Raw genomic sequence first — 12,435 nt, 5'->3', positions numbered from 1 at the left:
GCGGTCAACCGTAAAGTGTTCCCCGTGAAGGTGGGCATCGGGCTACCCAACACCGTTCCCGGCACCGACGGCGCCCTCCTCGTCGAGTGGGCGCGCCGGGCCGACGCCGGTCCCTTCTCCACCGTGGCAGTGCTCGACCGTCTTGTCTACGACAGCCTCGAACCGTTCGCCGCGCTCGCCGCCGCCGCGGCGGTCACCGAGCGGGTCCACCTGGCCACGATGATCGCCATCGGGCCGCTGCGCGCGCCGGCCGTGCTGGCCAAGCAGGCCGTGTCGGTGGACGCGATCGCGGGCGGCCGGTTCACGCTGGGCCTCGCGGTCGGCGCCCGGCTGGACGACTACGAGGCGGCCGGGGTGGACCACCGCGGCCGGGGCACCCGGCTGTCCGAGCAGCTGGCCTACCTGCGCGGCGAGCTGGACTCGTCGGGCGTCAAGCCGTCCCGGCCGGGGATCGAGATCCTCGTGGGCGGCTCAAGCGGGCCGGCCTTCGCGCGGATGGCCCGCTACGGCGACGGGTACGCGCACGGCGGCGGCCCGCCGCGGGCGTTCGGCTCGGCCGCCACCAGGGCAAGGGCGGCGTGGCGGGACTTCGAGCGGCCGGGCGAGCCGCGGCTGTGGGGGCAGGGCTACTTCGCGTTCGGCGATCCGGACCGGGGCAGCGCCTACCTGCGCGACTACTACGCGTTCACCGGGCCGTTCGCCGAGAAGATCGCCGCGGGGAACCTGACCAGCGCGCGGGCGGTCAAGGACTTCGTCCGCGGCTACGAGGCCGAGGGCTGTGACGAGCTGATCCTGTTCCCCACCGTGCCCGACCTCGCTGATCTTGACCGGCTCGCCGAGGTACTGTCCACATGAGAATCTCCGTGGTCGGGGCCGGACCGGCGGGGCTGTACCTGTCGATCCTGCTGAAGAAGGCCGATCCGGGGCACGAGATCACCGTCTTCGAGCGCAACGCCCCGGACGCCACGTTCGGCTGGGGCGTGGTGTTCTCCGAGGAAACGCTCGGCGCGCTGCGGGATGCCGATTACAAGACCTACGTGGAGATCACCGACTCGTTCGCCCGGTGGTCCACTGTGGACATCCGGTACCGCGGAGAGCTGATCCGCTCCGGTGGCCACACGTTCTCGGCCATCAAACGCACCCACCTGCTGGACATCCTGCAGCGCAGGTGCCGGGAGCTGGGTGTCGACCTGCGCTTCGGAGTCGAGGTGGACACCCCGGAGCCGGCCGACCTGATCGTCGCCGCGGACGGCGCCAACAGCAAGCTGCGCGCCACCGGCGGGTTCGGCACGTCGGTGAAACCCCAGGGCTGCAAGTACGTGTGGTTCGGCACCGACCTGGTCTTCGACGCGTTCACCTTCATCTTCCGGGAGACCGAGCACGGGCTGTTCCAGGTGCACGCCTACCCGTTCGACGAGCGGTCCAGCACGTTCATCGTGGAGTGCCCGGAGCCGACCTGGCGCGCCGCCGGGCTGGACACGATGTCCGAGCAGGAGAGCATCGCGTTCTGCGAGAAGCTGTTCGCCGACGACCTCGGCCGGCACCGGCTGCTGTCCAACAAGTCGATCTGGCTGAGCTTTCCATTGGTGCGCAACCAGTCCTGGCACCATGGGAACCTGGTGCTGATCGGCGACGCGGCGCACACCGCGCACTTCTCCATCGGCTCGGGAACCAAGCTCGCCATGGAGGACGCGATCGCGCTGGCCAACGGCTTCATCCGGCATCCGGACAACCTGGAGGCGGCGCTGATCGACTACGAGCTGGAGCGCCAGCCGGTGGTCGAGCGGTTCCAGCAGGCCGCCGGGGACAGCGCCGCCTACTTCGGCCGGGTCGCCAGCCATACCCGGCTGGAGCCGATGCAGTTCGCCGCCAACCTGCTCACCCGCAGCGGCCGGATCAGCCACGCCAACCTGATGCAGCGGGACCCGGAGTTCGTGCGCCGGCTCGACGCCTGGTTCGCCGGTCGAACGGATCCCACCGCGATCGCTCCCCCGCCGGCGTTCGTGCCGGTGCGGCTCGGCGGGCGCACCGTCGGCAACCGGGTCGTGTCTACTGTGGACAACCCGGTCGGCGGCGCCGGGCTGGTGCTCACCGGGCTGGTGTCGCCGACCGACGACGGGTGGATCTCCCCCGGGATGCCGGTGGACCGGCCGATCGAACGGGTGCACGCCGAGGGCGCGCTGATCGGCCTGCGCCTCGGCCACGCCGGTCGCCGCGCCGGCACCCGGCCGCGGGCCGGTGGGTCGGACATCCCGTTGCGGGACGACCCGACGCCGCTGCTGTCCGCCTCGGCGCTGCGTTACGGCCCGTTCGGCCCGATCCCGAAGGCCATGGACGGCGCCGACCTCGACCGGGTGCGGGCGGGATTCACCGAGGCGGCCGGCCGCGCCGCCGAGGCCGGGTTCGATGCGCTCGAGCTGGACATGTCCGACGGGTACCTGCTGGCCAGCTTCCTGTCCCCACTGACCAACCGGCGGGACGACGAGCTCGGCGGCCCGCTCGAGCACCGGGCGCGCTACCCGCTGTCGGTGCTCGACGCGGCCCGCGCGGTGTGGCCGACCGACCGGCTGCTGGCGGTCCGGCTCACGGTCACCGACTGGGCGCGCGGCGGGCTCGAGATCGACGACGGGATCGCGCTCGCGCGCCTGCTGGCCGAGCACGGCGCCGAACTGGTCCACGTGCGGGCCGGCCACACGGTCGCCGAGGCGCGCCCGGAGTACCGGCGGGGTTTCCTCACCACGCTGTCCGACCGGGTGCGCAACGAGGCCGGCGTGCCGACCCTGGTCGGCGGCTACCTCACCACGCTGGACGAGGTGAACACGATCGTCGCCGCCGGCCGCGCCGACCTGTGCCTGCTCGACCTGCCGCGGAGACTGGGCACATGAGCGGAGCTTGCGGAGCAAATCATCAAGCACTGCCCCGTCGCCGAGGGACGAGGCGACGGGGTCGCCAGCACCGAGCTTGCGAGGTGCTGATGTGACCGGGTTTGCGTTCGCGGAGCTCACCTCGCCCCAGGTGGGTGAGCTGCTCACGGCGGCGCGGCGGCCGGTGCTGCTGCTGCCGGTCGGCTCGGTCGAGCCGCACGGCCCGCACGGCCCGCTGCGCACCGACGAACTCATCTCGACCGGGGTCTGCGAGCGGGCGGCGCGGCGCCTCGCCGGCGATCCCGAGCTGCGGGTGCTGGTCCTGCCCGCGCTGGCGTACGGCGTCACCCGCTACTCCGCGGCGTTCCCCGGCGCGGTGTCGATCTCCGAGGACACCCTGTGCGGCCTGGTCACCGACGTCTGCCAGTCCCTTGTGGACGGTGGGTTCCGGCACATCGTCGTGGTGAACAACCACCTCGAGCCCGAGCACGTGGCCGCGATCCGCCGGGCCGTGGCCGCCGCCGGGGTCGGGTACCTCGACATCCTGCGCCGCGCCAACGCCGAGCGGCTGACCGAGGAGTTCCGCTCGGCGTCCTGCCACGGTGGCCGCTACGAGACCTCCCTGGTGCTCGCCGACCGGCCGGACCTGGTCGACACCGGGGTCATGGCGCGGCTTCCCGAGGTCCACGTCGACATGGCCGCGGAGATCCGGGCGGGCCGGACCGACTTCGTCGCGATGGGCATGGACCGGGCCTACTGCGGCGCGCCGGCCGAGGCGACACCGGACGAGGGACAGTCCACATTCGACAAACTGACCGAGATGCTGGTCGAGGTCATCCGGGAGGTCGCCGGGAGGCGATGATGTCCGAGCCGTTCAACGTCGCGACCCATTTCGTGGACCGCAACCTCGACGAGGGCCGCGGCGACCGCACCGCGCTGATCACCCCCGCCGGGCGGACGAGCTACGCCGAGCTGGCCGGGCTGGTCAACCGGGTCGGCAACGTGCTGCGCGAGCTCGGCGTCCAGCGCGGGCAGCGGGTGCTGATCGCGCTGTCGGACGGCGTGGAGTTCGTCGCCACCTGGTACGCCGCCCAGAAGATCGGCGCGGTGACCGCGGAGGTGTACACGTTCCTGCCGGCCAAGGACTACGCGTACTTCCTGAGCTACACCGAGGCCGAGGTCGTCGTGGTGGACCCGGTGACGCTGGACCGCATGCGTGAGGCAGCCGGGAAGGCCGGCCGGGTGCGCCATCTGCTGGTCGTCGGCGCCGGCGAGCTGCGGCCGGGCGAGCGCGACTTCGCCACCCTGGTGGCCGACGCCCCCGCCACCCTTGAGCCGGCCCCGACCACCCGCGAGGACATCGCGATCTGGAAGTTCACCACCGGCAGCACGGGTGCGCCCAAGGCCTGCGTGCTGCCGGCGCGCGCCCCGCTGGTCAGCTTCGACTCGTACGCCAGGGGCGTGCTCGACATCCGGGCCGACGACATCGTGCTACCGGTGCCGAAGCTGTTCTTCGGCTACGCGCGCGACCTCGCCGCGCTGTTCCCGTTCGGCGTCGGCGCGGCGGGCATCGCGTTCCCCGAGCGGACCACCGTCGAGGTGATCTTCCGGCTGATCGCCGAGCACCGGCCGACGATCCTGGTCAACGTGCCGACGATGATGAGCGCCATGGTCGCCCACCCGGCCGCCGCCGAGCAGGACCTGAGCTGCCTGCGGCTCTGCACGTCGGCCGGCGAGGCGCTGCCCGCCGAGCTGCATCGCAAGTGGGACAAGACGTTCGGCGTCGAGGTGGTGGAGGGCATCGGCTCCTCGGAGGCCTACCACATCTACATCTCCAACCGGCCGGGCAACGTCCGTCCCGGCAGCTGCGGTCAGGTGGTGCCCGGCTACACTGCGCGGATCGTGGATCAGGACGGCACGCAGCTGCCCGACGGTGAGGTCGGCCTGCTGGAGATCACCGGCGAGACCGTCGCCGCGGGCTACTGGGCCGACCCGGACAAGAGCGCGCGCACGTTCCACGGCAACACGGTCCGGTCCGGCGATCTGTTCGCCCGGGACGCCGACGGATTCTTCACCTACCACGGGCGCGCCGACGATCTGTTGAAGGTCAGCGGCGTGTGGGTGGCGCCGAGCGAGATCGAGCACTGTCTCATCGGGCACGCCGACGTGCTGGAGTGCGCGGTCGTCGGCCACGAGATCGAGGGGCTGGTGCGGCCGCGGGCCTTCGTCGTGCCGCGTCCCGGCGTGACCGGGACCCCCGAGCTGGCCGCGGCTCTGCGGGAGTACGTTCGGGCGCGGTTGTCACCGCACAAGAGTCCACATGAGATCAGGTTTGTCGGCGAGCTGCCAAGGACCACCAACGGCAAGCTGGACCGCAAGGCGCTGCGGGCACTGGACGAGGAGTTGGCATGAGCGGAGCTTGCGGAGCGAACCGTCGAATACTCCTGCGTCTTCGAGGAACGAGAAGACGCAGGCTCGGCGGAGCTTGCGGAGCGAACCATCAATACTGCCCCGCCGCCGAGGGACGAGGCGGCGGGCTTGCCATCACCGAGCTTGCGAGGTGATGGCGTGAGCCCGTTCCGGGCATCGGCGGGGTTCACCGACGACTGGCGGCACTTCGACCTCGCGGTGTCCGACGGCGTGGCCACGGTGACCCTGTCGCGGCCGGACAAGCTCAACGCGCTCACCTTCGACACCTACGCCGACCTGCGCGACCTGCTGGCCGAGCTGCCGCACCGCGGCGACGCCAGGGTGCTGGTGCTCACCGGGCGCGGCCGCGGGTTCTGCTCGGGCGGCGACGTCGAGGAGATCATCGGCGAGCTGCAGCGGATGGAACCGGCGCAGCTGCTGGAGTTCACCCGGATGACCGGGTCGGTGGTGCGCGCGTTGCGGGAGTGCCCGCTGCCGGTGATCGCCGCGGTCAACGGGGTCGCCGCGGGCGCTGGCTCGGTGATCGCGCTGGCCAGCGACTTCCGGCTGCTGGCCCGGTCGGCGTCGTTCGCGTTCCTGTTCACGCGGGTGGGGCTGGCCGGCGCGGACATGGGCTCGGCGTACCTGCTCCCCCGGCTGGTCGGGCTCGGCCGGGCGACCGAGCTGCTGGTGTTGGGGGACAAGGTGGACGCCGCCAAGGCCGAGGCGATCGGGCTGGCGACCAGGGTGGTCGACGACGACGAGCTGCCCGCTGCCGCCGAGGCGCTTGCGCGCCGGCTTGCCGACGGCCCGGCCTTCGCGTACTCCACCACCAAGGTGCTGCTCACCCGCGAGCTGGACATGGATCTGGGCAGCGCGGTCGAGCTGGAAGCGATGACCCAGGCCCTGCTGATGAAAAGCGCCGACCACGCGGAGTTCTACGCCGCCTGGTCGCAAGGAAGGAGTCCACAGTGGATGGGGCGATGATCCCGCACGAGATCATCCCGGTGCCGGAGCTGATGGAGCCGGTCGGGTTCGCCCACGCGATCGTCACGGCGCCCGGCCGCACGGTCCACCTGGCCGGGCAGACCGCGCACGGCGACGACGGGGAGATCCAGGGCTCGTCCATCGTCGAGCAGTTCGACGCCGCGGCCTGGAACGTCGTGACCGCGCTGCGCGCCGCGGGCGCCTCGCCGTACCACGTGGCCTCGATGACCATCTACGTCACCGACATCGCCGAGTACCGGGCCTGCCGTCGCGAGCTGGTTCCGGTGTGGCGCAAGCACTTCGGCCGCTACTATCCAGCCGCGGCGCTGATCGGCGTCTCCGAGCTGGTCGATCCGGCCGCCAAGGTCGAGCTGGTCTGCACCGCGGTGATTCCCGCATGAGCTTGGCGCAGGAGCGGATGGCGCTGCTCGAGCGGACCGAGGCGGTGGCGGCCAAGGAATTGGCGCCGATCGCCGCGGCCGGCGAGCCGGGTGTGATCAACCGGCCGCTGCTGACCGCGCTGGCCGAGTACGGGTTGTTCGACCAGATCTTCCCGCGCGGCGAGTCCGGGTGGCTGCCGACGTCGGCCCTCGACCTGTGCCTGATCCGCGAAGGGCTGGCCCGGCACTGCACCGAGGCGGAGACCGCGCTCGCCGTTCAGGGCCTCGGCGCCTACCCGATCCTGCGGGCCGCAACGCCCGAGGTGGCCTGGGAATGGCTCCCCCGGATCGCCGCCGGCGAGGTGGCCGCCGCGTTCGCGCTGACCGAGCCGGACGCCGGCTCCGACGTGGCTTCCCTTACCCTGCAGGCGGTTCCGGACGGCGACGGGTTCCGGCTGTCCGGCGAGAAGGCGTTCATCTCCAACGCGCCGGACGCCGACATCTACTCGGTGTTCGCCCGCACCACGCCCGACGCCGGCGCCAAGGGCATCACCGCGTTCGCCGTCCCCGGCGCGTCGGAAGGGCTGACCGGCGAACGGATCACGCTGGTGTCCCCGCACCCGATCGGCCGGCTGCGCTTCGAGAACGTCCACGTGCCGCGGTCGCACGTGCTCGGCGAGCCCGACGCCGGCATGCGCGTGGCCATGCAGACGCTCGACCTGTTCCGCCCAAGCGTCGGCGCGTTCGCCGTCGGCATGGGCCAAGCCGCGCTGGACGCCGCCGTCACGCACGCCGCGTCCCGCCGGGCGTTCGGCCGGACCCTGCGCGACTTCCAGGCCGTGTCCCACCAGCTCGCCGAGATCGCCACCCGGCTGCACGCCGCCCGCCTGCTCGTGCACGACGCGGCCCTCGCCTACGACGCCGGCTCCGGCCGCACCGGCCACCTGTCGGCCATGGCCAAGCTCTTCGCCACCGAAACCGCCCAGCGCGCCGTCGACGTCGCCATCCAAACCCACGGCGCCCGCGCCCTCGAGCACGGCCACCTCCTCGAACACCTCTACCGCGAAGTCCGCGCCCCCCGCATCTACGAAGGCGCCTCCGAGATCCAACGCGAGATCATCGCCCGCCACCTGTTCCGCTCCCGCTGACCGGAGATCAGGTCAGCCAGTCCTCATCCGGGCGCGCGTTGGCATTGGGTAGTTTGAGCCATCCCAGCAGGGCGTCGACGATGGCCCGGGTGCGGTTGCCGGTGCCGCGTGGGAAGCGTCGCGGGCTGACGAACAGAACCTGCGCGATCGGGTCTCCGGTGGTGCACGCCCGGGTCAGCAGCGGGCGGAAATCCTTGATGTTCTCGGTCGCTATTCGACGGCCGTTGCTCGCCGCCCAGCGAAACAGCTCGCCGTCCGGCTGAGCCCGTAGCTCGGTGTCGTCGACGACGGCTATGACATCGTGGCCAAGGTCGCGAAGCTGCCGCGCAATCTCGGCGGCATAGTGCTCGTCGAGCAGCAGCCGTGCGGTCACGCCAGCAGCCGTTGCTGAGCCTGCCAGGCTGCTCGGGCCTCGTCGGCGGCTCGCTCGTTCTCCGCCACCTGCTCGTCGATCTCGTCCGGGTAGCTGCCGTAGTAGTCCAACGCCGTCTTGATCTGCCGGTCGGACAGACCCATCTCGGTCGCTGTGGCGGTCACGGCGGCCTCACCCCGCGCCGAGGAGTACCGCAACGCGGCGACGACTTCCCAGACGTCGGGTCCGGCGACCAGCGCAGCTCGGTGACCGGACGGCCCGTCACGGAACATCACACCCGGATGCTCCTGTACCCGAAGCCCCTCGTCGACCAGCCGTTGCGCCAGCCCCGACGGCGTGGTGTCCTGCGCCGAGGCACGCCGACGCAGCCGGTCCAGCAGTGTCCGGTCAAACCTGATCGACAAGGGCCTGCTCATGCACTACATCGTAGCGCGGATGCCGATCAATGCCCGTCACCCGTTCCGCTCCCGCTGACGGCGGAGATCAGCTCGGGCAGGCGGCCGGTGTACTTGGCGAGGCTCAGGGGGTTCATGTAGTCGCGGTAATGGACGATTTTGCCGTTGCGGACGCGGATGATGCCCAGAGCGCGCATCTCGTAGGGGGTGTTGGTGGCGTGGGCGTATCCGTGGTGCCTGATCTCGGTGATCACGACCTCGGGGTCGTCGGTCTCGTAGACCTCGGCGGTGACCTCCGCCATGTCGAACAGGTTGCGCAGCCCGGCTCGGGCGGCGAAGAACTCGCGGATCGCGTCCTGACCGTCCAATGTGAGCGGAAGCCCGGGAATGCTGAACGGGTACTCCATGATGCCGTCCGGGGCGAACAGGTCGGCGAACTCGATGCCCTCCTTTCCTTCCACCATTCTGCGGACGAGCTCGGCCATCTCGCGTGGGCTCGGCATCGCGTACCTCCTATAATCGGAACGATGACCCCGCTTATCCGGACGATACGGAACGCGCGCCCCGCTTGTCAACGAGGTGCGCGGTGAGAGCCGACGCGCAGCGCAACCGCGCGCGGGTGCTCGCGGCGGCCACCGAGGCGTTCGCCGCCGAGGGTCTTGCCGTGCCGCTGGACGAGATCGCTCGCCGGGCCGGCGTCGGCGCGGGCACGGTCTACCGGCACTTCCCCACCAAGGAGGCGCTGTTCGAGGCGGTCATGCTCGACCGCATCACCCGGCTCACCGAGTACGCGAAAACCCTTGCGGAGGCGGAGGATCCCGGTGCGGCGTTCTTCGAGTTCCTGCGCCGCATGGTGTTCGGGGCCGCCTCGTCGAAGGATCTGATCGACGCGCTCATCGGGCAGGAGCTGAGCGGCGCGGGGCTGATCGTGGCGGCCAAGCGGGACCTGCACCAGGCCGGAGCGGAGCTGCTCACCCGGGCCCAGCGGGCCAGCGCGGTGCGCGCCGACATCGGCGGCACCGAGCTGATGACCCTGCTCAGCGGCACAACCCTTGCCTTGCAACAGAATCCTGCCGACGGGGAGATCGTGTTCGCCGTCCTTCGGGACGGCCTGCGCGCTCAGATTCCGACGTAGCTTTCGGCGAAGTAGTCCTGGTGCCGGCGCGAGGTCCGCAGGCTGTCCAGCCGGGCCAGTTGCACGGCGCGCTGGAATGCCGCCTCCTCGTCGTTGTTCGCCGGCCCGCCGCACAGCAGGTGGATCATCCACTGGGAGAACTCCTGCGCCCGCCAGATATGTGGCATGCAGTCCGCGGAGTAGCGGGACAGCGGGCCCTCGTCGCCGTGCCGCAGCGCGGTCGCGAGGGCCCGCGCCAGCTTGTCGGCCGCCATGATCGCGAGGTTGGCGCCCTTGGCGGCGGCCGGGCTGACCAGGCTCGCCGCGTCGCCGACCAGGAACAGCCGGCCGTACTGGATCGGCTCGATGACGTCGCACCTCATGTCGATGATCCGGCGCTCGATCACGTTGCCCTGCTTGAGGGCTCCGTGCCGTTGTGTGTGCATCCGCACGCCCAGCTCGTCCCAGATGCGCCGCTCCGGCCACCTGTCCGGATCGTCGCCCGGCGGGCACTGCAGGTAATACCGCGTCACCGACGGGGTGCGGGCCATGTGCCCGGCGAACCCGTTGGCGTGAATGGCATAGGTCACCGTGGACATGCTCGGCGGCGCCTCGGCGAGCAGTGCCAGCCAGGAGACGCCGTACGTTCGCTGATACCGCCGCGCCGCGCCCGCCGGCACCGCCGCCCGGGAAACCCCGTGCCGCCCGTCGCAGCCGGCGACGAACCGGCCGTGCCACCGCCGGTCCCCCGCCGCGACCCACGGCCGGTCGGTGCCGACGCCGCCCACCTCGCTCACGGCCGCGTCGAACCGGATGTCGCCGCCGCGATCGAGAAACTCGGCGATGAGGTCGCGCACGAGATCCTGCTGCGGGTACACGGTGGTCATCTCGCGGCGGCCCAACGCGCCGTAGTTCAGCTCGAACTGCCCATGATCGGTGCGGAAGGAGCACGTGCCGTGCCGCTGCCCGCCGGCGTTGACCCCGTCGGCGAGACCGTTGCGCTCCAGGATGCGCACGCTGTTGGCGGCGAGGAACCCGGCACGCGCCCGGTGCTCGACATGCGCGCGGCTGCGCCGTTCCAGGATCAGGCAGTCGATTCCCTCGGCGCGCAGCAGGTTGCCGAGCACCAGGCCGGCCGGCCCGGCGCCGACCACGAGCACGGCCCAGCTCTCCCGGTCACCCAACGCACATCCCCTTCGCCGCCCCCACCGTAGCAAGGGATCAGGTCATGGCCGGGAGTCCCTTCAGCGCCTGCTCCACCTCGTGCTGGGTGAGCTCGCGGTCGACCATCTCGCCGGCCAGGTAGCTGCCGTACGCCGGCAGATCGAGGTGGGCGTGCCCGCACAGCGCCGTGAGGATCACCTTCTGCTCGCCGGACTCCTTGCAGCGCAAGGCTTCCCGGATGCACTCGGCCAGCGCGTGGGTGGGCTCGGGGGCCGGCACGATGCCCTCGGACCGGGCGAACCGCACGCCGGCGGCGAAGCACTCGTTCTGCGGGATGGCGACGGCCTCGACCAGGCCCTGCTCGACGATGTGCGACAGCAGCGGGGACATGCCGTGGTAGCGCAGGCCGCCGGCGTGGATCGGGTCGGGAATGAAGCCGTGGCCGAGCGTGTGCATCTTCAGCAGCGGGGTGAGGCCGGCGGTGTCGCCGAAGTCGTAGGCGTACACGCCTCGGGTGAACGACGGGCAGGCCGCCGGCTCGACCGCGCGGATCGTGGGCGCGATCCGGCCGGCGAGCTTCTCCCGCAGGAACGGGAAGACCAGGCCGCCGAAGTTGGAGCCGCCGCCGGTGCAGCCGACGATCACGTCCGGGGTGTCCTCGGCCAGCTCGAACTGCCGCAGCGCCTCCTCGCCGATGACCGTCTGGTGCATCAGCACATGGTTGAGCACGCTGCCGAGCGCGTAGCGGGCGCTCGGGTCGCCTGCGGCCATCTCGACCGCCTCGCTGATCGCGATGCCCAGGCTGCCGGTGGAGTCCGGGTGCTCGGCGAGCACGGCGCGCCCGGAGTTGGTGATGTCGGACGGGCTGGGGTGCACGACCGCGCCGTACGTCTCCATCATGATCTTGCGGTACGGCTTCTGGTCGTAGGACGCCCGGACCTGCCACACCTCACAGTCCACTCCGAACACCGAGCAGGCGAACGCCAGCGCGCTGCCCCACTGCCCGGCGCCGGTCTCGGTGGTGAGCTTGGTGACGCCCTCCGCCGCGTTGTAGAAGGCCTGCGGCACCGCGGTGTTCGCCTTGTGCGAGCCGACCGGGCTGACGCCCTCGTACTTGTAGTAGATCCGCGCCGGGGTGTCGAGCGCGCGCTCGAGGCGGCGGGCCCGAAACAGCGGGGACGGCCGCCACAGCCGGTACACGTCGAGCACCTCGCCGGGGATGTCGACGTGCCGGTCGCCGCTCACCTCCTGCATGATCAGCGCCTGCGGGAACAGCGGCGCGAGGTCGTCGGGGCCGACCGGCTGCCCGGTGCCCGGGTGCAGCGGCGGAGGCGGCGGCGCCGGCAGGTCGGGCACGATGTTGTACCAGGCCGTCGGCATCTCGGACTCGTCGAGGAGGTACTTGGTTCGGTCGGTCATCCGTCGACAGTAGAACGCTCACCGCAGATCCGCGAGTACGAGCCCGCTGCGCGGCTTCGGGGTGAAGAACGTGCTCTTCCGCGGCATCCGCCGGCCCGCGCGGTGCGCGGCGAGCACGTCGTCGAACGGCACCGGGGCCAGCATGATCACCGCGTCGGCGTCGTCCGGGTGCGGCCGGTGAC

Annotated in this window: 13 protein-coding genes and 1 pseudogene; 8 read left to right on the top strand and 6 right to left on the bottom strand. The window is 71.4% G+C overall.

Annotated elements, in window-relative coordinates; all coding sequences use genetic code 11:
• Positions 1-24: 24 nt before the first annotated feature.
• The 7 genes from VGX25_RS13670 to VGX25_RS13640 all read left to right on the top strand — a co-directional run bounded on the left by VGX25_RS13670 (position 25) and on the right by VGX25_RS13640 (position 7,788).
• Positions 25-855, top strand: a complete 831-nt coding sequence (locus VGX25_RS13670) for an LLM class flavin-dependent oxidoreductase (protein WP_326918129.1) — start codon at positions 25-27, stop codon at positions 853-855.
• Complete coding sequence (locus tag VGX25_RS13665) at positions 852-2,885, top strand: FAD-dependent monooxygenase (RefSeq protein ID WP_326918128.1); 2,034 nt, start codon at positions 852-854, stop codon at positions 2,883-2,885. The genes VGX25_RS13670 and VGX25_RS13665 overlap by 4 nt, the downstream gene beginning before the upstream one ends.
• Positions 2,886-2,976: 91 nt before the next feature.
• Entirely contained in the window at positions 2,977-3,726 is a 750-nt protein-coding gene (locus tag VGX25_RS13660; RefSeq protein WP_326918127.1) for a creatininase family protein, read from the top strand.
• Positions 3,726-5,276: a benzoate-CoA ligase family protein gene (locus tag VGX25_RS13655; RefSeq protein WP_326918146.1), complete on the top strand. Its 1,551-nt coding sequence runs from the start codon at positions 3,726-3,728 to the stop codon at positions 5,274-5,276. The genes VGX25_RS13660 and VGX25_RS13655 overlap by 1 nt, the downstream gene beginning before the upstream one ends.
• Before the next feature lie 156 nt (positions 5,277-5,432).
• Complete coding sequence (locus VGX25_RS13650; RefSeq protein ID WP_326918126.1) at positions 5,433-6,260, top strand: enoyl-CoA hydratase family protein; 828 nt, start codon at positions 5,433-5,435, stop codon at positions 6,258-6,260.
• Positions 6,245-6,661 carry a RidA family protein gene (locus VGX25_RS13645; protein WP_326918125.1) on the top strand — a complete coding sequence of 139 codons (417 nt, stop codon included), beginning with the start codon at positions 6,245-6,247 and terminating at the stop codon, positions 6,659-6,661. Before VGX25_RS13650 ends, VGX25_RS13645 begins: the two co-directional genes overlap by 16 nt.
• Positions 6,658-7,788 carry an acyl-CoA dehydrogenase family protein gene (locus tag VGX25_RS13640; protein ID WP_326918124.1) on the top strand — a complete coding sequence of 377 codons (1,131 nt, stop codon included), beginning with the start codon at positions 6,658-6,660 and terminating at the stop codon, positions 7,786-7,788. Before VGX25_RS13645 ends, VGX25_RS13640 begins: the two co-directional genes overlap by 4 nt.
• A gap of 7 nt (positions 7,789-7,795) precedes the next feature.
• On the opposite strand, the gene VGX25_RS13635 is transcribed toward VGX25_RS13640, so the two are convergent.
• The 3 genes from VGX25_RS13635 to VGX25_RS13625 are packed head-to-tail and all read right to left on the bottom strand — an operon-like array spanning position 7,796 to position 9,059.
• The gene (locus VGX25_RS13635) at positions 7,796-8,161 is read right to left on the bottom strand and encodes a DUF5615 family PIN-like protein (protein WP_326918123.1); all 366 of its coding nucleotides are present in this window, start codon (positions 8,159-8,161) and stop codon (positions 7,796-7,798) included.
• Positions 8,158-8,577, bottom strand: coding sequence for a hypothetical protein (locus VGX25_RS13630; protein ID WP_326918122.1), 420 nt, complete (start codon positions 8,575-8,577; stop codon positions 8,158-8,160). Before VGX25_RS13630 ends, VGX25_RS13635 begins: the two co-directional genes overlap by 4 nt.
• Before the next feature lie 26 nt (positions 8,578-8,603).
• Entirely contained in the window at positions 8,604-9,059 is a 456-nt protein-coding gene (locus VGX25_RS13625; RefSeq protein ID WP_326918121.1) for a nuclear transport factor 2 family protein, read from the bottom strand.
• An 83-nt stretch (positions 9,060-9,142) separates the two neighbouring features.
• Here VGX25_RS13625 and VGX25_RS13620 point away from each other — a divergent pair, with 83 nt between their 5' ends.
• Entirely contained in the window at positions 9,143-9,691 is a 549-nt protein-coding gene (locus VGX25_RS13620) for a helix-turn-helix domain-containing protein (protein WP_326918119.1), read from the top strand.
• Here the strand turns inward: VGX25_RS13620 and VGX25_RS13615 are convergent.
• From VGX25_RS13615 to VGX25_RS13605, 3 genes and pseudogenes are all read right to left on the bottom strand, one after another.
• A complete protein-coding gene (locus tag VGX25_RS13615) occupies positions 9,676-10,854 on the bottom strand; it encodes a 4-hydroxybenzoate 3-monooxygenase (protein WP_326918118.1) in 1,179 nt (392 codons plus the stop codon). The genes VGX25_RS13620 and VGX25_RS13615 overlap by 16 nt on opposite strands.
• 37 nt (positions 10,855-10,891) lie before the next feature.
• Positions 10,892-12,253, bottom strand: a complete 1,362-nt coding sequence (locus VGX25_RS13610; protein ID WP_326918117.1) for a TrpB-like pyridoxal phosphate-dependent enzyme — start codon at positions 12,251-12,253, stop codon at positions 10,892-10,894.
• A gap of 18 nt (positions 12,254-12,271) precedes the next feature.
• Positions 12,272-12,435 (bottom strand): annotated as a pseudogene (locus VGX25_RS13605) (DUF1015 domain-containing protein); the annotation flags it as partial.

The sequence above is a fragment of the Actinophytocola sp. genome, from assembly GCF_035942955.1.
Lineage (GTDB): Bacteria > Actinomycetota > Actinomycetes > Mycobacteriales > Pseudonocardiaceae > DASYTH01.
This window is presented reverse-complemented; position numbering and strand designations above follow the sequence as displayed.